This window comes from Leeuwenhoekiella sp. H156, assembly GCF_052218455.1.
Classification (GTDB): Bacteria; Bacteroidota; Bacteroidia; order Flavobacteriales; family Flavobacteriaceae; genus Leeuwenhoekiella; species Leeuwenhoekiella parthenopeia.
Map to the genome: position 1 here is coordinate 1,072,178 of NZ_CP197499.1, position 21,641 is coordinate 1,093,818.

Annotated in this window: 21 protein-coding genes; 10 read left to right on the forward strand and 11 right to left on the reverse strand. The window is 43.3% G+C overall.

All coding sequences use genetic code 11. The annotated features are described in order from the left end of the window. Nucleotides 1–18: 18 nt before the first annotated feature. From ACSSS3_RS04545 to der, 3 genes are all read right to left on the reverse strand, one after another. Nucleotides 19–258 carry a hypothetical protein gene (locus ACSSS3_RS04545; RefSeq protein WP_442846588.1) on the reverse strand — a complete coding sequence of 80 codons (240 nt, stop codon included), beginning with the start codon at nt 256–258 and terminating at the stop codon, nt 19–21. A 25-nt stretch (nt 259–283) separates the two neighbouring features. Next, nucleotides 284–3,091, reverse strand: coding sequence for an outer membrane beta-barrel protein (locus tag ACSSS3_RS04550; protein ID WP_442846589.1), 2,808 nt, complete (start codon nt 3,089–3,091; stop codon nt 284–286). 123 nt (nt 3,092–3,214) lie between these two features. Next, on the reverse strand, nt 3,215–4,516 hold the full coding sequence (der, locus tag ACSSS3_RS04555) for a ribosome biogenesis GTPase Der (RefSeq protein WP_442846590.1): 1,302 nt from the start codon (nt 4,514–4,516) through the stop codon (nt 3,215–3,217). Nucleotides 4,517–4,723: 207 nt separating this feature from the next. Between der and ACSSS3_RS04560 the strand changes: the two genes are divergently transcribed. The 3 genes from ACSSS3_RS04560 to ACSSS3_RS04570 all read left to right on the forward strand — a co-directional run bounded on the left by ACSSS3_RS04560 (nt 4,724) and on the right by ACSSS3_RS04570 (nt 6,918). Continuing rightward, a complete protein-coding gene (locus tag ACSSS3_RS04560; RefSeq protein WP_442846591.1) occupies nt 4,724–5,515 on the forward strand; it encodes a DUF547 domain-containing protein in 792 nt (263 codons plus the stop codon). A 111-nt stretch (nt 5,516–5,626) separates the two neighbouring features. Beyond that, complete coding sequence (locus ACSSS3_RS04565) at nt 5,627–6,331, forward strand: TIGR04283 family arsenosugar biosynthesis glycosyltransferase (RefSeq protein WP_442846592.1); 705 nt, start codon at nt 5,627–5,629, stop codon at nt 6,329–6,331. A gap of 152 nt (nt 6,332–6,483) precedes the next feature. Beyond that, nucleotides 6,484–6,918 (forward strand): hemerythrin domain-containing protein, encoded by a 435-nt coding sequence (locus ACSSS3_RS04570; RefSeq protein WP_442846593.1) that lies wholly within the window; start codon nt 6,484–6,486, stop codon nt 6,916–6,918. Here the strand turns inward: ACSSS3_RS04570 and ACSSS3_RS04575 are convergent. The 3 genes from ACSSS3_RS04575 to ACSSS3_RS04585 form a co-directional block, all read right to left on the reverse strand. After that, nucleotides 6,915–7,445 (reverse strand): VOC family protein, encoded by a 531-nt coding sequence (locus ACSSS3_RS04575; RefSeq protein ID WP_442846594.1) that lies wholly within the window; start codon nt 7,443–7,445, stop codon nt 6,915–6,917. The genes ACSSS3_RS04570 and ACSSS3_RS04575 overlap by 4 nt on opposite strands. A 60-nt stretch (nt 7,446–7,505) precedes the next feature. Continuing rightward, the gene (locus tag ACSSS3_RS04580; RefSeq protein ID WP_099647208.1) at nt 7,506–7,661 is read right to left on the reverse strand and encodes a YqaE/Pmp3 family membrane protein; all 156 of its coding nucleotides are present in this window, start codon (nt 7,659–7,661) and stop codon (nt 7,506–7,508) included. 86 nt (nt 7,662–7,747) lie between these two features. Next, nucleotides 7,748–8,767 (reverse strand): glycoside hydrolase family 113, encoded by a 1,020-nt coding sequence (locus ACSSS3_RS04585; protein WP_442846595.1) that lies wholly within the window; start codon nt 8,765–8,767, stop codon nt 7,748–7,750. Between the two features lie 125 nt (nt 8,768–8,892). On the opposite strand from ACSSS3_RS04585, the gene ACSSS3_RS04590 reads away from it, so the two are divergent. The 3 genes from ACSSS3_RS04590 to ACSSS3_RS04600 all read left to right on the forward strand — a co-directional run bounded on the left by ACSSS3_RS04590 (nt 8,893) and on the right by ACSSS3_RS04600 (nt 12,096). After that, the gene (locus ACSSS3_RS04590; RefSeq protein WP_442846596.1) at nt 8,893–10,179 is read left to right on the forward strand and encodes an NAD(P)/FAD-dependent oxidoreductase; all 1,287 of its coding nucleotides are present in this window, start codon (nt 8,893–8,895) and stop codon (nt 10,177–10,179) included. 71 nt (nt 10,180–10,250) lie between these two features. Next, nucleotides 10,251–11,840 (forward strand): 4Fe-4S binding protein, encoded by a 1,590-nt coding sequence (locus ACSSS3_RS04595; protein WP_442846597.1) that lies wholly within the window; start codon nt 10,251–10,253, stop codon nt 11,838–11,840. A 43-nt stretch (nt 11,841–11,883) separates the two neighbouring features. Continuing rightward, a complete protein-coding gene (locus ACSSS3_RS04600) occupies nt 11,884–12,096 on the forward strand; it encodes a PLDc N-terminal domain-containing protein (RefSeq protein ID WP_228229970.1) in 213 nt (70 codons plus the stop codon). A 207-nt stretch (nt 12,097–12,303) separates the two neighbouring features. On the opposite strand, the gene ACSSS3_RS04605 is transcribed toward ACSSS3_RS04600, so the two are convergent. Both ACSSS3_RS04605 and ACSSS3_RS04610 read right to left on the reverse strand, forming a co-directional pair. After that, nucleotides 12,304–13,320, reverse strand: coding sequence for a fasciclin domain-containing protein (locus ACSSS3_RS04605; protein ID WP_442846598.1), 1,017 nt, complete (start codon nt 13,318–13,320; stop codon nt 12,304–12,306). Nucleotides 13,321–13,361: 41 nt separating this feature from the next. Then, nucleotides 13,362–14,243 carry a hypothetical protein gene (locus ACSSS3_RS04610; RefSeq protein ID WP_442846599.1) on the reverse strand — a complete coding sequence of 294 codons (882 nt, stop codon included), beginning with the start codon at nt 14,241–14,243 and terminating at the stop codon, nt 13,362–13,364. A 157-nt stretch (nt 14,244–14,400) separates the two neighbouring features. Between ACSSS3_RS04610 and ACSSS3_RS04615 the strand changes: the two genes are divergently transcribed. The 4 genes from ACSSS3_RS04615 to mptB all read left to right on the forward strand — a co-directional run bounded on the left by ACSSS3_RS04615 (nt 14,401) and on the right by mptB (nt 18,580). After that, a complete protein-coding gene (locus ACSSS3_RS04615) occupies nt 14,401–14,871 on the forward strand; it encodes a toxin-antitoxin system YwqK family antitoxin (RefSeq protein WP_442846600.1) in 471 nt (156 codons plus the stop codon). Then, nucleotides 14,871–15,560 (forward strand): glycosyltransferase family 2 protein, encoded by a 690-nt coding sequence (locus tag ACSSS3_RS04620; protein ID WP_442846601.1) that lies wholly within the window; start codon nt 14,871–14,873, stop codon nt 15,558–15,560. The genes ACSSS3_RS04615 and ACSSS3_RS04620 overlap by 1 nt, the downstream gene beginning before the upstream one ends. Further along, the gene (locus ACSSS3_RS04625; RefSeq protein WP_442846602.1) at nt 15,560–17,032 is read left to right on the forward strand and encodes a cellulose synthase family protein; all 1,473 of its coding nucleotides are present in this window, start codon (nt 15,560–15,562) and stop codon (nt 17,030–17,032) included. The genes ACSSS3_RS04620 and ACSSS3_RS04625 overlap by 1 nt, the downstream gene beginning before the upstream one ends. Before the next feature lie 147 nt (nt 17,033–17,179). Further along, the gene (gene mptB, locus ACSSS3_RS04630; RefSeq protein WP_442846603.1) at nt 17,180–18,580 is read left to right on the forward strand and encodes a polyprenol phosphomannose-dependent alpha 1,6 mannosyltransferase MptB; all 1,401 of its coding nucleotides are present in this window, start codon (nt 17,180–17,182) and stop codon (nt 18,578–18,580) included. Here mptB and ACSSS3_RS04635 read toward each other — a convergent pair. Genes ACSSS3_RS04635 through ACSSS3_RS04645 form a run of 3 tightly spaced genes read right to left on the reverse strand, consistent with a single transcriptional unit; the run spans nt 18,577 to nt 21,552 of the window. Next, entirely contained in the window at nt 18,577–20,214 is a 1,638-nt protein-coding gene (locus ACSSS3_RS04635; RefSeq protein WP_442846604.1) for an ArnT family glycosyltransferase, read from the reverse strand. The two genes, mptB and ACSSS3_RS04635, sit on opposite strands and share 4 nt — an antisense overlap. Beyond that, nucleotides 20,211–20,840 (reverse strand): lipid-A-disaccharide synthase N-terminal domain-containing protein, encoded by a 630-nt coding sequence (locus ACSSS3_RS04640; RefSeq protein WP_099647221.1) that lies wholly within the window; start codon nt 20,838–20,840, stop codon nt 20,211–20,213. The genes ACSSS3_RS04635 and ACSSS3_RS04640 overlap by 4 nt, the downstream gene beginning before the upstream one ends. Continuing rightward, nucleotides 20,833–21,552, reverse strand: coding sequence for a glycosyltransferase (locus tag ACSSS3_RS04645; RefSeq protein ID WP_442846605.1), 720 nt, complete (start codon nt 21,550–21,552; stop codon nt 20,833–20,835). Before ACSSS3_RS04645 ends, ACSSS3_RS04640 begins: the two co-directional genes overlap by 8 nt. Nucleotides 21,553–21,641: the final 89 nt, after the last annotated feature.

A 21,641-nucleotide genomic window follows, 5' to 3' on the forward strand; every position in this document is an offset into this window, starting at 1 on the left:
AAAAGTGTTGAATAGGAACTATCTTCGGTAACCGCCCCTGCCTCTATTTTGACTAGCTCCTACAAAACTCTTAAGCCTATACGTAAAACTCAACATCGCATATTGAGTAAGAATCAGGCTATTTGTGTCCTGTACAAAATCTTCACCGGTAATCCTTCGGGTATCAACCACCTGATCCGGTAAATCATAGACCTTAATTTTTAGCTTAGCTTTTTCGTCCAGAAATTGATCACACAGCCTGGTATTAAAAACCAGCAACTATAAGCTTTTGGTGCGGAATGATTTAATACCTGCGACCCCGGTAACGCCGCCCACCATCACCCCGGTCATATCCGGGAGGTTTATCACCCAGGGTGTTGAATTTATAACTAAACCCAAGCATAAAATACCGTTGTAAAATTAAGGACTGAACATCTACATAACCCTGCCCCTGAACGATTCGTCTGGCGTTGTTATTTTGTTTAAGCACATCATATCCTCTTAGGGTAATCAGGCCATTATCTTTAAGTATGCTGTATTGTATAGAACTGTTCCAGAAAAGGGACCCTTTCTGAAATCCCTCCTGAATGTTTGAGTTGTAATTGTAATTCAATACATTCTCAAATTCAAGATTCCCAAAGGTAAAACGCAGGTCTGCTGATGCCTCATGACGTAAAATATAAACATCATTCTGATTTTCATTTTCAAATTTATTGTACTCAAAATTGGGGTTATAACCAATACGGGCAGATACCATTTCTGAATAGGTATAATTGAAATCAACTCTGGGCCCATACGATTCATTTAAGGCTGAAAATTGTGTGCCGTTTACAAGATTTTGCCTTTGACGTAGGTTGTAATTCATAGCCAAATTTAAGCGTACACTATTAAGACTATCAAGCTTAAAATTTTTACCATATCCCGATCCGGATGAAAACGTATAATTACCGTCAACATTGGCAAATGTTGACCTTCGAAAACCGTTTTCATTTATCGTATTAGAGATGATCTCATTATTACTGGCACTATAATTAGAATACACATAAAAATTAGCTTCCTTATTTACATCGTAGGTATTAAAATTTAAATTAAAACGGTTTTGTGTGGTAGGGTCCAGGTCCGGATTACCGGTTCTAATAAATGTTGGATTACTTATATCTACGTAAGGGGAAAGTTGATTAATATTGGGTATGTCGTTTTCAAGATCATAACCAAAACGCAAGCGGGTATTCTTGGTAAATTGATACCTCAGATCCACCTCAATCTCAAGTGCTTCAAAATAATTATCAAAAGCAACATCTGTGATTGTTTCATTACTGGCGAGCTCTCTAAAAATAAAGGCTCCTTCCACTTCAATATTTAGTTTTTTGTCTCTATACTCAAGACCCAGTTCTGGCCTGTGCGCAACGTTTTCATTTGAAAAATCGGCACTTTGCTCGGTATCTAAAGCACCATCCCGGTTTTGATCGAAAACAAAATTTTCATCCTCCCTCAAGTCCTGATTGTAACTATATTCTGCAGAGAAGAAAAATAAATCCTTCACGATAGGAGCTTTCCAGCGTAGGCGGGTATATAAATTGTTATTTTGTTGATTCCCTTCAATAATTTGATCCCGGATTAAGCTGTTTTCTTCATCAATAACCTGCCCCTGAGTGCCGGGAACGTATGCAATAACCTCGTTTTGGTTTGACGAATTGCTTTCGTCTTTTGAATAGGAATTGTTCAAATCTAACCTAATGTAGCCTCCTCCGCTTCCATACCTTCGGGTTACGCTTAACCTATTATTAAAATCACGACTAAAACTAGTTCTACTGCTGAAGCCCTCACTCTCGTTAAGAATTTCCCGATTCTCATCAAAAGTGTCTTCCTCAGAATTACTGGTATTAAAGCTCTCATTATAGGAAAAATCCGGACGTATCTCTATATAATACGCTGAGTCAATAACTGTTTCATATTCGGGATTGAATCTATGCCGGTCGTTAGTACTATAGGAATTACTCATGCTCTCACTAAATTGAGTCCTATACACAAGTTCATCTGTATCCGGATTGCGCTCGGGAATATCACTTTTAGCACTGGACCGTCTATCCTGAGTAGTATTTGATGCCTGATAGATGTAATTTGCAGTGGCCTGATTGGTGCTCTTACCCCAGTCATCAGCATAATTGGCGCCTCCAACTCTCGAGTTAATAATCCCGCCATCATTACCTCCTCCTGTTATCGACCAGGCAGCTCCGCGACCAAATGTGGAGCTTACTTCTCCAAAATTAAACCCGGCGCGGTTGATGTTATTTCCGCCACCCAGGACACTAAGGCGCAGATCATTATCAAAATAATTAGCAATACCTGCATATTCAAAGCGTTCGTCTGTACCCGCTCCAGCAGCAACACGCCCAAAAGTCCCCCGGTTTTTATCTTTTGCGATTTTAATGTTAACCGTTTTATTCTCACCGTCACTTTGCTCCCCGGTAAAAGCCTGCGTTCGCGTACGGCTGTCTACCACCTGAATTTTTTCAACAATATCTTTGGTCAAATTGCGGGTGGCAATAGTAGGATCATTGCCAAAAAAAGGCTTCCCGTTAACCAGCACTTTATCTACCGGTATTCCATTTACGGTAACAGCACCATTCGCATCTACTTCAAACCCGGGTAATTTTTTCAGTAAATCCTCGACATTCGCATCTTTTTTCGTGTCAAAGGATGCTACGTTAAATTCGGTGGTGTCCTGCTTAAAACGTATGGGAGGGGTTCTGCCTACCACTAAAACCTCGTTTAAGTTTTCTGTTGCAGAACTCAAAGCAATTTCTTTTAGATCGTATTCACGCTGTGAACTCAAATCTATAACCTGGGTGTAGGATTTAAAGCCAACGAAGGAAACTATTAAATTGATCTTTTTTAAAGCTGTTTTTCCTTCAAGCTCAAACCTTCCTTTTGCATCTGTAATCGAGTATACCACCAGTGAACTGTCTTTAACCGCCTCAGCAAATACGGTCGCCGCTTCAAGCGGTTCTTTAGTACCAGTATCGACTACACGACCACTAATTTTGAATTCCTGAGCAAAAAGAGTCGTGGCACCTAAAATTGTTAGGAAAAACAGTAGAGCATACTTCATAAAATAAATATATGTATTGAATACATTTATTGATAAGACGCTGATTTCTAACAATGGTTTAAAACCAAAAGCCCACTTTTTTGAAAAAAGCGGGCTTTTAAAGGCTTAAGGCTGTAAAAAAAATTATTTTTTTCTAAAGTATACCGAAATAGGCACACCCTGAAAGTCAAATTGTTCACGTAGTTTGTTTTCGATGAAACGCTTATACGGCTCTTTAACGTATTGGGGTAAATTACAGAAAAACGCAAACTGCGGATGCGGTGTAGGCAACTGCATACAATATTTGATCTTGATGTATTTTCCTTTATTTGCCGGTGGCGGGTAGGCTTCTATAACCGGCAACATAAGTTCGTTGAGCTCGCTGGTCTTAACGCGTCTGCTTCGGTTTTCAAAAACCTGAACAGCAGTCTCAATCGCTTTATACACCCGTTGTTTGGTTAAAGCTGAAATAAATACAATAGGCACATCGGTAAAGGGTTCCATTTCCTGGCGAATTTGCTTCTCGTATTCACGCATGGTTTTGTTTTCCTTTTCGACCAGGTCCCATTTGTTCACCAGAATAACAATCCCTTTTCGGTTTCGCTCTGCGAGCCAAAAAATATTTTGCACCTGCCCGTCAAAACCACGGGTGGCATCCAGGACAACCAGACATACATCACAATGTTCTATCGCACGTACCGAGCGCATCACCGAATAAAACTCCAGATCCTCCCTAACCTTTGACTTACGGCGTATCCCCGCGGTGTCAACCAGATTAAATTCAAAACCGAAACGGTTGTATTTGGTATCTATAGCATCACGTGTCGTACCTGCGACATCAGTCACGATATAACGCTCCTGACCGATCAGGGCGTTGATGAAAGACGATTTACCGGCATTGGGACGGCCTACCACGGCAAAACGGGGTAAAATATTTTCTTCAACCTCGGGTTTGTCCGGTAAAATCTTAACAAGGGCATCCAGCAAGTCTCCGGTACCACTACCGCTTATACTGGCAATGGTATAATAATCGCCAAGACCCAGGCTGTAAAATTCTACAGCATTTTCCTCGCGCATCGCGTTGTCAACCTTATTTACTACCAAAAAAACGGGTTTATTCTGGCGACGCAGCAAGTTGGCCACATCCTCATCCATCCCGGTCACTCCGGCTTCCACATCAACCATAAAAATGATGGCGTCTGCCTCATCTATGGCCAGTTCTACCTGTTTATCAATTTGTTCTTCAAAAACGTCATCACTCCCTTTTACATACCCACCGGTATCAATGACTGAAAATTCTTTTCCATTCCAGTCGGTTTTTCCGTAATGACGGTCACGGGTTACCCCACTTACCGAGTCAACAATCGCCTCCCGGCGCTGAATCAATCGGTTAAAAAGGGTTGATTTACCCACATTAGGTCTCCCTACAATAGCTACAATACTCATATGTTATACTTTGTGCTTGAAAAGCGCTGCAAAATTACGATAAATACCTGCACATCTGTCACGCTTTCGTTTTTAGTCTGCCGGAGAGCTGAAATACTAAATTTTAACTAAATACTGTTAAGACTGATGTTAATTCACGCTATGAAAAATCCGTATACAGGTACCTTACGTATCTATTAGCAAACAACACAAGTTATGTATCGCATTATGAAACGTATTATAGTATGCCTTTTTGCCGCTTTCACCCTGTATAGCTGCAATCTTCTTACAGCAGCCGGACTCAGCAGCGCCGGGCAACCCACAAAAGAAGTAAGCGGGGATCTCACCTCAACCACTGCAAATTCTGCCGAAAATGTGGACCACAGCGCCTGGGACGCCTTGCTTAAAAAACACGTAAACGACGCCGGAATGGTAGATTACGAAGGTTTTCAGAAAGACCGTGCAAAGCTGGATGCCTACCTGAAGAAATTATCATCTTATAATCCGGGTGACGACTGGTCGGTACAGGAACTTCTGGCCTATTACATCAATTTATACAATGCGTATACGGTTGAGTTGATTCTTGATAATTACCCCGTTAAAAGCATTAAAGACATCAACGGTGCCTGGACAAAAGCTATTGTTCCTGTAGGAAATCGCGAACTTTCTTTAGGCGGAATTGAAAACGGCGTATTGCGTAAAATGAACGAACCTCGCATTCATTTTGCCATCAACTGTGCTTCGATTTCCTGCCCAAAATTGTTAAATGAAGCTTATACCGCAGGCAAAATTAATGAGCAGCTTGATAAAGTGACCAAAGAGTTTGTGAATTCAAACAAAAATGAAATCACGGCTTCAAATCCTAAAGTATCTTCGATTTTTGACTGGTATAAGAGCGATTTTATCACAGACAAAACGCCAACCCTAATTGATTACATCAATCAATACAGCAAGACAAAAATTAATAAAGGTGCTACGCTGACGTATAAAAACTACGATTGGAATCTTAATAAACAATAGATTTCTCCCTTAATATAGCAATATCCCGCTCCATGCGGGATATTTAATTTTATGTCCTGACGAATTAGTTTAGATTTGAATGCTTATTCTGCCCCCGCCGAATTCCCTTTTATGCTGAGTATCATTATTCCCGTTTACAACGAGTCTGAAAATCTACCGGTGTTGCTGGAGCATCTCCTGCGCAGTGCAAAAGCCCCAGATCTTATGGAAATTCTGGTGGTTGACGGCGGTAGTACTGATGACACCCGGGCTTTGGGCGAAAAATTTAAAGCGGCTAACCGCGTAAATATTCAACTTTTACAATCCGGAAAAGGCAGGGCCAAACAGATGAATACCGGGGCTCGGGCTGCCCGCGGAAGCATTCTTTATTTTTTACATGCCGATTCTTTTCCACCTAAACATTTTGACCGGTATATACGTGATGAAGTTGAAAAAGGCAATCCTGCCGGATGCTTTAAAATGCAGTTTGACAGCAAGCATTGGTGGCTGCGTCTGGCCAGTTATCTCACTAGATTCAGCTGGAGAGCCAGTCGTGGCGGTGATCAAAGTCAGTTTATCAACCGCGAACTTTTTGATGAAATAGGCGGGTATGATGAAAGCTATGTGATCTACGAAGACAACATCCTCATCAATGAGCTTTATGCCCGTAATAAATTTGTGGTCATTCAGCAGCCGCTGAAATCTTCTGCCCGTATGTATGAAAAATACGGAGTCTGGTACGTGCAATACCACTTCTGGAGTATTTACGTCAAAAAATGGATGGGCGCTTCGGCCGAAGAACTTCACGCCTATTACTGCAAAGTGCTTAAAAAGTAGAAGTTTAAAAACGCACCAAATTAATCTTTGGCTTTGCTAAAAAATTAGCTTTGAAATTGAATTATTATTTTCAATACTAAATTTTCATAATTTCTTAACAGCAATCGCCCGGGCTTCGGTGTAATTTCAAACTGAATTTAAAAACACCAACCATGACAATTTTTGAAGCGATACGCAAAGACCACGATAAACAACGCGAACTCTGCCGAATGCTTACCTCAACCAGTGGCGAGTCTAAAGGTCGCAAGCAGATGTGGGAAGACCTTAAAAAAGAATTGCAAATCCACGCTGATGCCGAAGAGCGCACCTTCTACTCCCCGCTTATTCACAATGATATGATGCAGCAACACGCCCGTCACGGAATCGCCGAACATCACGAAATGGACGAACTCATTGAAAAAATTGACGAGACTGAGATGGACTCCCCTGCCTGGCTGGTTTATGCCAAGCAATTATGCGAAAAAGTAGAGCATCATCTCGAAGATGAGGAACACACCTTTTTTCAGCTGGCCGGAAAAGTTTTTACCGAAAAGCAAAAAACCGAGATCGCTACTGCGTATCAAAAAGAAATGAAAGCGAATCGCTAATTGCCGTTGCTGTAATCTCCAATGACTTCAATAAAAACGCCATCGGGATCGCGCAGTAACAGCAAATAATTGTTTTCTCCAAGTTTAATAGGCGTATCGGCTTCGGGCTGTACGCCTTCTTTTTTGATTGCTTCCATAATACCGTCAAGCGTATACACCTGAAGGGTCAGGTATTGCAATCCCAGTTGCTGCTGAATTCCGGCTTTAACCGAATCGACTTCCGCTTTAGGCAAATCAAATGATGCAATTTTCAGCTGTGAACTCCCGGGGATGGTGTCAAAGGCTAACCGAGTAACTTTAAAAGGCAAGCCTTGCGACAGCCCTAAACGGGTTGCAAACGGGGCATCAACCGTAAAGCTGCCCACTTCGTGAAGGCCAAGAATATCTTTGTAGAAATGTAAGGATTGCTGTTCATCGCTCGCGACCACAGCAACGGTAAGTGCTCCCGGTTTAAAATTAGATTCCTGGGCTTTTGAAACCAGAGCAAAACCGAAAAAAGCTAGCAAAAGAAGTACACGATGGCGCATAAAAAAAGGGTTTTAGTAAAGATACTTTACAAAACCCTTCTTTCGTCAATTCGTTATCGTTTATCTGCTCTGCACATAGAAACCGTGAATAACTCCCGGCAACCATCCTAAAAGCGTCAGGATTACATTGATGATAAAATCTTTGCCCAGACCTTTGTTCATTGCAACAGCAAGAGGTGGTAGCAGTATGGTTATGATAATTGAAATAATTCCCATTGTAAAAATTTTTGGTTAGTGTACAGGCTAAAAGTATGGAGCCTGCCTCTTCTAATGCCTTAAGAATTTGCCAATTGAGATAAGTTTCACGTTTTTTGAAACCACTTTTTAAGCACTTCTTCAGCCGGTTTTCCCTGAGGGGTAAAACGATTATTTTCCTGCGAACTAGTGCGCTCGTGATTGGGAAACCATTTCCAGACAAAACCACCCGCAAACCAGGGCTCATTCCAAAACTCTTCAAACAAGGCTTCATATAGATTCACCTGGGCCGCGGCATTCATCTTCCCTTCGTGACGATCGCTTACCCAGGGTTCTTTTCCCGCATAATCGGCACTGCGGTACCCAAACTCTGTAAATAAGACGGGTTTGTTATGCTTTCGCGAAAGCGCAACAAACATTTGTTTATGCGGCTGCCAACCCGCTTTGGCTTCGGCGATCGTTGGTGTTTCGGCTTCTGAAACCGGATAATAGGCATCAGCTCCAATATAATCGAGCTGCGACCAAAAATTCACTTTGTCTACCTTATCCCAATTTTCGGCATAGGTTAGCTTCCCGCTGTACACCTCACGCACCTCTGCAATCAGGCTGTTCCAAAAATCAGGTCTCTCGTTCACAAAATTGTAAAGTTCCGTACCTATGCAAAAGAGTTCGGCTCCGGTTTCCTGAGCCAGCTTTGCATACAACAGAATAAACTCCCTGTAGGATTTTTCAAATGCAAGCCAGTCTGCATCAGACTTCATCTGCATATCGCCGGTAAAGGTGCCGCGGCCAATCCAGATATGGGGCTTAACCATGACTTTGATTCCGCTTTGATGTAAGGCTTCGATGTATTGCTTCGCTCCTTCATAGCGCTCGCCGTACCATTGGCGTTCCGCATTAAAATACAGTTGCGGATTTTCGAGATCGCGCACAAAACCGAAAGGCATTATGGCAGCGTGATTAGCTCCCACGCGTAAAACCGGATCGATATCCCTTTGCACCAGCGTATCGCCCGAAGCAACAAAACTCACACCGTCAATTTTTTGGCTTACATAAGGCGTGGCAGAGCAACCTCCAAGCACGAGGCAACCTAGTACCAGCAACAGGAATGAATACGTGTATTTCATACCACTAAAAATAGTTGAAATAATTACTCCTCTGTTGTCATTTTGTTGAAAAAAACAACCAAATTGAAGGTGGCAACATTCTAAGTTATTATCTTTAGAAACAACCTCAACGCAACAGCTTTTTTATGGAACATGTGGTCATTGTAGGCAATGGCATCGCCGGAGTTACGGCTGCCCGGCACATCCGGAAAAATTCAGATAAAAAAATTACCATCATTTCTGCCGAAAGTGATCATTTTTTCTCCCGCACCGCGCTGATGTATGTCTATATGGGGCATATGCGCTTTAAAGACCTTAAACCTTACGAAGATCAGTTTTGGTCAAAAAACAACATCAATCTTAAAAATGCTTTTGTTGAACGGGTTGATACCGATGCACAAACGCTACATTTGGCACAGGGCGAAACCGTCACCTACGACACACTTATTCTTGCAACCGGCTCGATTCCCGCAAAATACGGCTGGGAAGGTCAGGATTTAAACGGCGTTCAGGGTCTGGTTTCTAAACAGGATTTAGAACTGCTCGAAAAAAATGCACCCAATAACGAAGTCTGTCCCAAAGCGGTCATCGTAGGCGGCGGCCTCATAGGTGTTGAACTCGCCGAAATGCTGCACACTCGCAAGATTGAAGTAACGATGCTCGTGCGTGAACACGCATTTTGGTCGGGTGTTTTACCTGATGGAGAAGCCGAAATGATCAGCAGACACATTAAAAATCATGGAATTGATTTAAGATGCGGAGCAGAACTTGATAAAATTCTGGATGACGGCCGGGGGAATGTAAGCGGAATAATCACCAAAAAAGGAGAGCAGATCGATTGTAAGCTGGTCGGCGTTACTACCGGGGTAAAACCTCAGATTGAATTTCTCAAAGACTCTAAAATAGAGACAGACCGGGGCATTCTGGTCAACCGAATGCTTGAAACCAATATTAAAAACGTCTATGCCATTGGCGATTGTGCGCAACAGCGCGAGGCCATTGGTCTGCGAAAACCCGTAGAAGCCGTTTGGTACACCGGCCGAATGATGGGCGAAACGGTTGCTCAGACCATTTGCGGTAAGCCTTTCGAGTACAATCCCGGAAACTGGTTTAACAGCGCCAAGTTTTTTGACATTGAATACCAGACCTACGGCTGGGTTTTTAGTAACAAAAACAAAAAAGACTACGAGCAGCACCTGCACTGGAAGCATTCGGATGACACCAAATGCATGACTATCGCTTTTCATAAAGACACCCGCGAATTTTTAGGCATTAACAGCTTTGGTATTCGCTTACGCCACGAGGTACTTGACCGCTGGCTAAATGAAAAACGGGACATGGCCTACGTCATCAAAAACCTGAAAGAAGCCAATTTTGACCCCGAGTTTTACAGGCGTTATGAATCTGAAATCCAAAAAGAATTTAAAGTCTAGCCAAAGACCTCACAGGTTTTAAAAACCTGTGAGGTCTAAATAATAATAGCAATAAAAATAACAATAGCTTTATGAGCACCATACAACGCGATATGTCTCTTACCGGCCAGCCGCCGGCTTCTATAAACGCCATTCAAAAACTGGGAACTGCTCTTGGAGTGGCAGGCTTATTAATTCTGCTTCTGGCGGCGTTTAACGTCCATTTTCCGGAAAAACCGCTTTGGCTCACTATAGCGCTCGGCAGTCTGTTTGGCGGAATCCTAATCTTTACTTACGGCGCTTACTCCGGCAAGCACGAAGGCATTAAAAACGACGGCGTCTGGTTTAAATCGGTTTCCAGCAGGGGATTTCTGGCCTGGGTGGCCGGGCTGGCTTTGACAGGATTTTACATCATCCTTTATTTTAAGGCAGGATGGTTAGGTCTTAATACTGAAGGTGAAAATACGGGTCTTATCGCGCTTTTTGATCCACTAAGCAGATTATTGAGCGGCAACCCTGCAAGCCAATGGTTTGTGTACGGTACGCTCTATACCATCGCTATACTGGCTTTTGGGATCAAATTTATCTGGAAATACCGCCACAACCGTTATGAAAGGCTGCGTACGCTGAGCGTGATGTTTTTTCAGACCGCTTTTGCCTTTCTGATTCCCGAGTTTATGGCGAGGCTCAATTCAGAGAATTTCAATCTGCCGTATTATGATTTAAAGAATATCTGGCCGCTCAATTACTACAATTTTGAGCAGTACCGCGTCAACGATTTTATCTCTGCCGGAAATGTAGGACTTGCATTATTGCTTTTCGGGATCGCTTCCATCTTTGTCATTACACCTATTCTCACCTATAAATACGGAAAACGCTGGTATTGCAGCTGGGTGTGCGGTTGCGGTGGACTAGCCGAAACTGCCGGAGATTCCTTTAGACACCTCAGCGACAAAAGCACTTTTGCCTGGAAAGTAGAGCGCTGGGTGGTGCACAGCGTTTTGGTTTTTGTAGTGGTAATGACTACTGCGGTGGTTTCAACCTATTTGGGCTACGATGCTGATAAATACTGGCTCACCAAAGATGTGTTTTTGATTGGCGTAGCAGTTTTTCTTACCCTGCTTTTTGCAGGAATATGGTTTTTTAAGAAGGAAGAATTAAAACAGGACGCCCGTTACGGGGCTATTGGGTATCTGGTAATTGTTTTGGCATTAATCGGTATTCACTATTCCAGCGGAAGCACTCTTTTTCTAATTCCTGCTGAAACGCTTCGCACCTCCTATGGTTTTTTAATAGGTAGTATTTTTAGCGGGGTAATTGGCACAGGCTTCTACCCCATTTTTGGCAACCGCGTGTGGTGTCGTTTTGGATGCCCTATGGCTGCGATTTTAGGATTGCAACAGCGCCTGTTTTCAAAATTCCGAATTACCACAAACGGCGGTCAATGTATTTCCTGCGGAAACTGCTCCAGCTATTGTGAGATGGGTATTGATGTACGTGCTTATGCTCAAAAAGGCGAAAACATCGTACGCGCCAGTTGTGTGGGTTGTGGGATCTGCTCTGCCGTTTGCCCACGAGGAGTACTCAAACTTGAGAACGGAGCAACCGATAACCGCATCAACAGCCGCGAAATCCTTCTGGGCAATGATGTGGATTTGATGGATTATGTAAATCAAAACTAGTTTAAAACAAATCGGTTAACTTTGATAACCTCAAACACGAATTATGATATTAGGAATGGTAGGCCCCTGGCAAATTTTATTAATCCTCATTTTAGGAGTTTTCGGGCTCATCTTACCCCTTATCGCGCTGATCGATATTTTGCGGAACGACTTTAAGGGTAATAACGATAAGATCATTTGGGTGCTGGTTGTTTTATTCTTCAACATCATCGGATCTATGCTGTATTTCGCTATGGGCAGAAAGCAACGGGTTTAGTGCTGAAAAGCTTTCGCGAAAGCGCAAAAAATAAGGCGCAGATCTCCACCCGCGCCTCAGCTAACAAATCAATACTAAACAAACATTAATTACCATACATACGGACGAATTTTCCTCCCGGTTTTCTAATCCCTGTTAAATTGAACCCAAAAGAAAAAGCAGAAACCGAAGTCCCTGCTTTTTCCGCTAATCAAAATTTAAACAACATTATAAGGTGGGCAATAATACCTGATCAATTACATGTACAATTCCGTTAGTCGTTTGTACATCGGGGATTACCATATTTGCGGGTGAGGGATTTCCCGATCCACTAACGCTCAGAACACCGTCTGTAAACGCTCCGAGTGTAATATCATCAGAACCCAATGCATCATAAGTCCCTGCGTTTAATTCTGAAGTAAACTTCCCGGCACTTGCGTCTGCAAATACGTGGTTCAATAAAATCGCCTGGACTGTACCGGCACCCAGAGCAGTATCGAGTTTCGCAATATCATCTGTTGTTCCTGTATAATCACCGCCTAGAACAGTTTCCAAAGTCGCTTTAAATGCTGCATCTGTAGGAGCAAAAACAGTATAACTAGCTTCAGAATCGCTAAGGGGACCAACTAAATCTGCATATACAACTGCAGCGACAAGAAAAGTAAGCTCAGGATTCTTGAATACATTTCCGTCATTTAATGCTAAAGCCGTCTGTACGACATTAGCACCCGAGGCAATCATCACCTTATCGATCACGTGAACCGTTCCGTTTGAAGCCGAAATATCGGTAGCCAAAATCTCTGAACCATTGATGTATAAAGCTCCGTCGCGCTCGATAAAGCGACGTGTAGGTCCAAGTAACGAAGAAGCTGTACCGCCATCCATTATAGAACTACTCAATAAGTTTCCGTTTGAAACATGATACAATAGCGTGCTTTTCAAAAAGGGTTGTTGTAAAACACCTAAAGTGGTTTCTTTTAAACCCAAACGCGCAAAAGCATCGTCTGTAGGTGCAAAAACCGTAAAGTCTCCTGAAGGATCCCCTCCATTACTATTGCTCAAAGTTACCGCAACATCACCCAAAATGGCCGCAGCTTCAAGCGTGGTAAAAGCGGGATTCGCTACAGCGATAGCTGCAATTGACGCCGGCTCATCTTCATAAGCTGAATCGGTCTCACACGAAGTGGTCAAAACGGTACCTAAAAACGCAAGCGCGATACCGGTATATTTATATAGATTTTTCATGATATTTTATGTTTTATTGAAATTAATTATCGGTATCTATCTTAGAACGAATAGGTTACACCCCAGTTAAAGCCGTCTGCATCTCCCAGGTTACGCCCTTCAATGTAGTTAGCATATCCGCCGGAAACACCAATGCCTTTATAAACGGGCACATACGCATTAAAGCCGATACGGGTATAGTTCACACGGGTTGCAGGGAAGAACGCGTTAAAGCCTTCGCCCAAAATATCCACGCCGCTGTCGTCAGACAATTGATTGGCGATATACGCATCCAGATAAAATTTAGAAGCGGCATAACCCAGCTTGAGTTCGCTTAACAACGCATTGGGAACGCTGTTGCTGCGCAGGCTGTAGCCTATTTGCCCCGTGGCAAAAATCCCGTTGTTGTGCTTGTAGTTTGCAATCGCAAGACCGGTGATGTCTGTAGAACGGTTACCTATAGCGATAATCGACTGTAGGCCTTCATCTGCGCGGTAATCACCTAAAGGAGTTTCAATACCCGCCGCAGCGATAAAATTGATCATCCCCTTAGGAGTGGCAGTAGAAGCAAAACGGTATTTTGCATACAGACTCACGTCCTGTACGCCTTTGCGTTCGTTTTCATAACCTAGATTATCTAAGGTTTCGGGTGTAGCTTCTCCTTCAGATTTGATATACGGAAGATTAAATACCAGATTGAAGTTATCTGAAATTCCATATTCAGCATATAAGGAATAACTGGTGGTCTGCACCTCGTTAAAAACCGGCACACCGTCTACCTTTTGCGGTACCAGAAATACCTCATCATATTTTTCCGAAGAAAAAGAGGCTGTAATGCTCCCTTCTCCCTTCGCCTTCATAAAGCCGCTTACCGGACTCTGGGCAAGCATCGTAACAGGAAGCATTAAAAGCGCACCTGCCAGCAATCGTAAATTTAAGTTCATCTTTTTTGTTTTTGGTTTACAGCAACACATACGCTGGAATCTCCTGCGCGGTTTTCCCAATTTTTTGTTAAAGAACCAAAAGCACTTTATTCTCGTATACTTAATGCCTCACACCCGGTGTCAGGTACTTTTTATTCATTCGACTTAAAGACGGCAAATGATTTTACGACTGATAATTCTTTTAGTGTGTGCGGTAGGTTTTTCGCAAAGCGGAAAACACTACAGCAAAACCTATTATGACAACGGAAACCTCAAAGCCGAAGGCTGGTTGCTCAATGAATCAAAAACCGATTACTGGTATTTTTACAACAGGGATGGAAACCTTAATGCCAAAGGATCTTATATTGATAATAAAAAGAATGGATATTGGTATTTTTACGCAGCAGACGAGCAACTGCTTAAAGAAGGGCATTATAAAAATGATGAGGCTGCAGACTGGTGGATTTTCCACAGACCGGGCGGCATTTCAGAAAAAGTACAATTTAAATACGGCAGCCGTCAGGGTTATGCCTTAATCTATAAAAATGGGACACTTTTTAAGGCAGAACGGTATAAAAATGATATTCGTATCGGCTCCTGGACCAGTGTTTCGCAATTTAAAAAAGACAACCCTAACGCCCGATTTTAATGTATAACATCAACGTAATCATACCGGCCTTTAACGAGGAAGACTCCATAGGCCTGGTTGTGGGCGATATTCCAGACATCGTAAGCGAAGTCATCGTAGTGAGTAACAATTCTACAGACGCCACCGAAACCGTAGCCGCCGCGGCCGGTGCAACGGTGCTGGCAGAAACCAGACCCGGCTATGGCTATGCCTGCCTCAAGGGAATGGACTATATCGCTGCCAAATCTGAAAAGCCAGACATCGTGGTCTTTCTGGATGGGGATTACAGCGACTATCCCGAGCAACTCAAGGAACTGGTGGCTCCTATTATTGAAAAAGATATAGATTTTGTCATTGGCGCCCGGGTAAAACACCTGCGCGAAAATGGCAGTATGACCTTCCCGCAGCGCTTCGGCAACAAGCTCGCAACTACCCTGATGCGCTGGTTTTTCAACTCCCGTTTTACCGATCTGGGACCCTTTCGCGCCATCAAATACGACAGGCTTTTGGCTTTAAATATGGAAGACAAGACCTACGGCTGGACGGTCGAGATGCAGCTCAAAGCCCTGCGCAAAAACTACAGTTATGTAGAAATCCCTGTAAAATACCGCAATCGTATAGGCGTCTCTAAAGTTTCGGGAACCGTTAAAGGTGCTATATTTGCCGGTATAAAAATTCTGAGTTGGATTTTTAAGTACAGTTTTAAATAATGGAAACCGCAATCATCATTATCTATACCCTTGCGCTGGCAGTTATTTTTCTGTACAGTCTGGCACAGCTCAACCTGCTCATCAACTACCTCAAGGCCAGCAAAAAAACAGAAAATGCTCCGGTTTTTGATTTGAACAATCCCGGGGAAGTTCCTTTTGTGACCGTACAGCTCCCGCTTTATAACGAACTCTACGTCGTAGAGCGTCTGCTCGACAACATCGCGAAACTGGATTATCCCAAAGACAAACTTGAAATTCAGGTGCTGGACGACTCTACCGATACCAGTCTCGAAACCACCCGCGCCAAAATAGAAGTTTTAAAAAATGCCGAAATCCCCATAACCCACATCACCCGCACCAACCGTAGCGGTTTTAAAGCCGGCGCGCTCAAAGAAGGTCTTGACATCGCAAAAGGCGAATTTATCGCCATTTTTGATTCTGATTTTGTGCCCAATGCAGACTGGCTGCGCAAAACCGTGCCTTATTTTAAAAATGAAAACATCGGTGTGGTACAAACCCGCTGGGCTCACTTAAATCGCGATTACTCGTTGCTAACCCGCATTCAGGCATTTGCATTAGACTTTCATTTTGTGCTTGAACAGGTAGGCCGCAATTTTGGGCATCACTTTATCAACTTCAACGGTACTGCGGGCATCTGGCGTAAAACCTGCATCCTTGATGCCGGAAACTGGCAGGGCGACACCCTTACCGAAGATCTCGATCTCAGCTACCGCGCCCAGCTCAAAAAATGGGATTTTAAATACCTGGTTGATGTAGAAACACCCGCCGAACTTCCGGTTGCCATTAGCGCGGCGCGTTCTCAACAATTCCGCTGGAACAAAGGCGCGGCAGAAAATTTTCAGAAGCTGTACGGCCGTTTGCTCAAAGACCCATCGGTTTCTTTAAAGACTAAATTTCACAGCTTTTTCCACCTGCTCAACAGCAGTATGTTTTTGCTGGTCTTACTGGTCGCAATCCTGAGCGTCCCGGTGCTCTATATCAAAAACAACAATCCTGCATACAGTGGCTACTTCAACGTGATCGCAGGTTTTGCCTTGAGTACGCTTATTTTCTTTGGTTGCTACTGGGTGACCTACAAGCGCATACACGGCGGCGGTTTTAAGAATTTCGTCAATTACATCGGGATGTTTTTTACCTTTTTCTCGATTGCGATGGGCTTTAGTGTGCACAACTCGCTGGCTGTTTTAGAGGGGCATTTCGGGAAAAAATCAGAGTTTATACGCACGCCCAAATTCAACATCAGCAAACTCGGCGATAACTGGAAATCAAACATCTACCTCAAAAAAAGCCTTTCGCTCAACACGCTGCTGGAGACTTTACTATTCCTTTATTTTGGCTTTGCCATTTACAGCGCTGTTCAATTGAATGATTTTGGACTCATCCTGTTCCATCTGATGTTATTTGCAGGCTTTGGTTTTGTCGCTTTTAAGTCTATTTTTTCACGGGTTTAAGTATATGGGCGCCTGTTTTCGGGCTTTTGGCCCGCAAACACCGCGCTTTCCGCTCTATCTTTAGGGCTTCACAGCCCTAAAGGATGCCGCTGCAATCGCTGGCGCAGGCATTAAAATCCTATTTTTGAACATTCATGTGCCATACGTATGCTTCAACTTTTAAAAGCCTATAAAATTCAGCTTCTGCTCGTTTTGAGTCTTCTGGCTTTTTACGCGGCTTTTGCTTACGATCTGGAACGCAGTGATTTTATAAAACTCATCACACTTTACGCAGGTTTATTTTTTATAAGCTTTAAGCTCATTCAACTGTTGAAGGTTGATTTTAAAACCCTGATGGTTTTGGCAATTCTGGTACGACTGGTATTTCTGGTTGCAATACCCAATTTATCCCAGGATTTCTACCGTTTTTTATGGGACGGCCGACTCATCGCTCAGGGCCTCAGTCCATATCTATTAACTCCTGACGCGTGGGTACAAACCGGAAACCTGCCCGTAGCACAGGCAAACGAACTCCTCAATGGGATGGGCAGTTTGAGCCGCCAGCATTATTCAAACTATCCGCCGGTCAATCAGTTTTTCTTTGCTCTGGCGGGTTTGTTTGCCGGCAAATCGATTTTTGGCGGTGTAGTGGTTTTACGCCTGTGCATCATCGCAGCAGATTTGGGCGTTTTATGGCTTGGCCGCAAGCTGCTCAAAGCACTAAAGCTTCCACAGCATCAGATTTTTTGGTATATGCTCAATCCCTTTATTGTGATCGAACTCACCGGCAACCTGCATTTTGAAGGGGTCATGTTGTTTTTTTTGTTGGCAGCCCTTTATTTATTGCATTCCGGGAAATGGTTCTTTTCTGCCGTTTTACTGGCGCTCTCCATTTCGGTAAAGTTGTTGCCGCTTCTGATGCTTCCACTGTTGTTTCAATTTTTAATAAAGCCTGATAGACCTTCAAGCGAATCGCAACACTTTTGGCTCTACTTAAAAAACAACTTCGCTCAAGCACTCTGGCGACTTAGCCGCTATTACGTTGTGGTGCTTTTAGTCTTCGCCCTAAGCTTTCTTCCCTTTTTAAATTCAGCTTTACTGGAACATTTCACCGCAACGATTGCGCTTTGGTTTCAAAAATTTGAGTTTAACGCCAGCATCTACTATCTCGTTCGGTGGGTAGGATTTCAGGTAAAGGGTTATAATATTATTGAGACTGCCGGTAAAATTTTGCCGCTCGTGGTTATCGGCATCCTGGCATTGCTCGGTTTTTTGAGGAAAAACAGCACTACTATACAGTTGTTTGGCGTGCTACTATTGGGCAGCACGGCTTATTTTATGCTCTCAACCACCGTGCATCCCTGGTACATAGCCACACCCCTGCTGCTCTCGGTTTTTACACGCTTTCGCTTTGCGCTTGTATGGAGTTTTGTGGTGATCCTAAGCTATTCGGCCTACAAACCCGAAGGTGTGGAAGAAAATCTGTGGCTTGTCGCCCTGGAGTATCTCATCCTGACAGGTTTTATGATTTGGGAGTTTGTAAAAAACCAAAAAGCAGCGGCCTTCTAGCGCTTAGTAGCTTTATAAATACAGCCTATACGCCGCGATTTGTAATTGCGATCTGCTTTTGAAGTGATGTTACCATCGTAACATTCGGTGAGCTCCAGATTATACTCCGGAAGTTGCTCTTCTAAAACATCAACCCGATCTTTCTCGACTACCACATAAAAACTGCCGGCTTTGGGCAATTCTCTTTCGTCTTCAGAAATTAAAACCGGTACCCGCTCTCCAAAATCCCAAATCAACTCCGGTGAGCTGGTTTGCAGATAATAAAGCGGTTTACCGCTTTCCTTGTAATGCTGAATTACGGGTGCAATCTCACGATAATCGGGATTGGTAAAAGTCAAACGCACCAGCGGAAAGGCAAAGGTGATGATGGCACAACACATAGCAACCACCGAATAGAACGCAGGCTCAATCCTTTTGCTTTTTAAGCTTCGAATAAAAACGAATGCGATGGCAATCATACTCAGCTGAAAAAGAGCAAACCAAAGCCAGTCTGTAGTTTGCATATCTGAAGCAAAAAGATACATTACTGCAGGCCCTGCTAGTAAAGTTATAAGCGTTAGCAGACCGAAATAAAAATAAACCGGAAACGTCTCGCGTTTATCGGTAAGCGCTTTGAAGCAGCGCACCAGATATTCGATGTAAAACGACGTATTAAGCGCCAGCGGAATGAGCACAGGAAGCAGATATCTTGATTTTTTCTCCGGAATACATGAAAGCAAAACCACAGCCGCCAGCGTCCAGATTAGACTGAAACGATACACCTTGAGATCTGAAACCCGGGATTTTAAATAGGGGTACAACAAGGCTACAAATGCAGGAACCGTCCAGATTCCGCTTTGCGTGAAAAAACTCCAGTAATAATAAAAAGCGCGGGTATTGTGATTGGCCCAGGCAGCCGACTCCTTATCTGCAATAGCCTGCGCCGTGTCTGCATCGCCAAAATAGATCGCCAGCGCCCACCAGGCACTAAGTGCCAGAGTAATAATTAACAGTGCCGCAAATGGGACTAGCCGGCTTCTAAAACTCCTGAATTTATACACCCAGGCATAGGCAATCAAAAATGGCAAAAGCAGCGCAAAATGGCTTACAGGACCTTTACTCATAAACGACAGGCCTATAAAAATTCCGGCAAGGATGGCATTTTTATACTTGCGGCTAGTTTCGGTGAAAAATGCAAACAAAAAGTAGATACCTCCCAGCATAAAGCCGTGAGCAAAAATATCCCATGTACCATTGCGCCCTGCGAAAAGTACATAAAACGAAGTCGCTAAAATAAGTGCTGCATATAAGCTTTGCTTTGCCGTGAGACCGAGACGCTTTCGCGAAAGCGTATAACTAAACAAAACCAAAACCGTCGTAATCAAAGCCGATGGCAGACGTAATGCCCAAAGTTTAGTCAACCCAAAAACAGCTGCCGAAAAAGCGGCGAGCCAGGTGGGCAATGGAGGCTTTTCATAGCGCGCATCGCCATTCATCGTGGTAAACACCCAGTTGTCAAAAAGCAGCATTTCGCGGGCAGTGTTGAAGTTGCGCGCTTCCATAATGTTTGCGTACAGCACATCAAGATGCGGGAAAAACAGCAGCAGGCAAACCGCTACGAGGAGAACGGGATAATATTTTTCAGGAATGTTCATGATTTATCAATTCCTATTGAGAGTCGCATATTTCTAAAATAAATAAAAACACCCATTAAATGCCCTACGAAAAGCACCGGGTCGCGGCGTAAAATAGCGTAGGTTAAAATCAGGAGTCCGCCTACGAGGCTCAACAACCAGAACCCTAGAGGCAGGCTTGATTTTTTCTTCCTTTCGGAATAAATCCACTGATAAATAAACCGAAGGGTGAAAATCACCTGAGCTATACTGCCTAAAAGCAGAAGCCAAAGCGGAATATTCTCATTTCTAAACAGTTTATCCACGTCATAATCGCCGTTATTATAACCGTAAATAACTATGAGCACGGGGAAAATCCATAAAAACCAGCGGATGGCTTTTGGGGATTTAACCCACTGTCCCTGCAGTTGCAGATTGCGGATGTAAATAAAATAGGTCAGCGTTTGCCCCAGCATAATCGCAAAATCATCCCGCAAATAGCCGTAAACGAAAAGCAAAAAGGAAGCACCCAGACTCAGCCACCAAAAAGTTGAAGGCGTAAGCACGCGCTTTTGCTTTTCAGATAAAAACCACTGTATAATGAGTCGCCCACTGAACATCAGCTGGGCCAAAAACCCGATGGTATATATCCAGAACGGACTATGCATCTGACTTCTTGCCCACTTGGTAATTAATATACTTTTTCTTCATCCACAGATAGGCAAAACAATCGATGAGCGGGCCTATGAGGCGGTTCCACAAGCCAAACTTGGCTGTGCCTGCAATACGTGGAAAATGGCGAATGGGCACCTGGATGGTTTTGCCATTCTGAAGCATAATCATCGCCGGTAAAAACCGATGCAAACCCTTAAACATAGGGATGCGCTGCGCGTAATCTGTCTTGATTATTTTAAGCGGACAACCGGTGTCGTCCATCCCATCGTGGGTAAAAGCGCGGCGAATTTTATTGGCAATCGTACTCGACATATTTTTTACGAAAGAATCTTTACGATCGGCACGGTGACCGGTAACCAAATCGTACTCACCAATGTATTTGAGCAGTATATTAAAATCTTCAGGAGTAGTTTGTAAATCGCTGTCAATATAACCTACCAAGGGCGTTTTGGTATAGTCAAACCCGGCTTTGATCGCGGCACTCAGCCCACAATTCTTTTGAAAGGATATATACTGAAAACCGTTGCTGCGCGTACAAATTTCTTCAATAAGCTGCTGACTGTTATCTTTTGAGCCGTCATTGACAAATAAAACCTGTGTGGGAACGTCTGCTATTTTGAAGTAATCCTTAAAGACCTGTTCTACACGAAGTAAATTATCTTCTTCGTTGTAAACCGGCACGACTACTGTTAGTTGATAGGTCATAGTGAAAAATGAGTACGCGAAAATAAGCAATACTTCTAAGGCAAATCTAAAGATTGATGAGTTTTGTTAATGCTCCTGTAAACACAAAA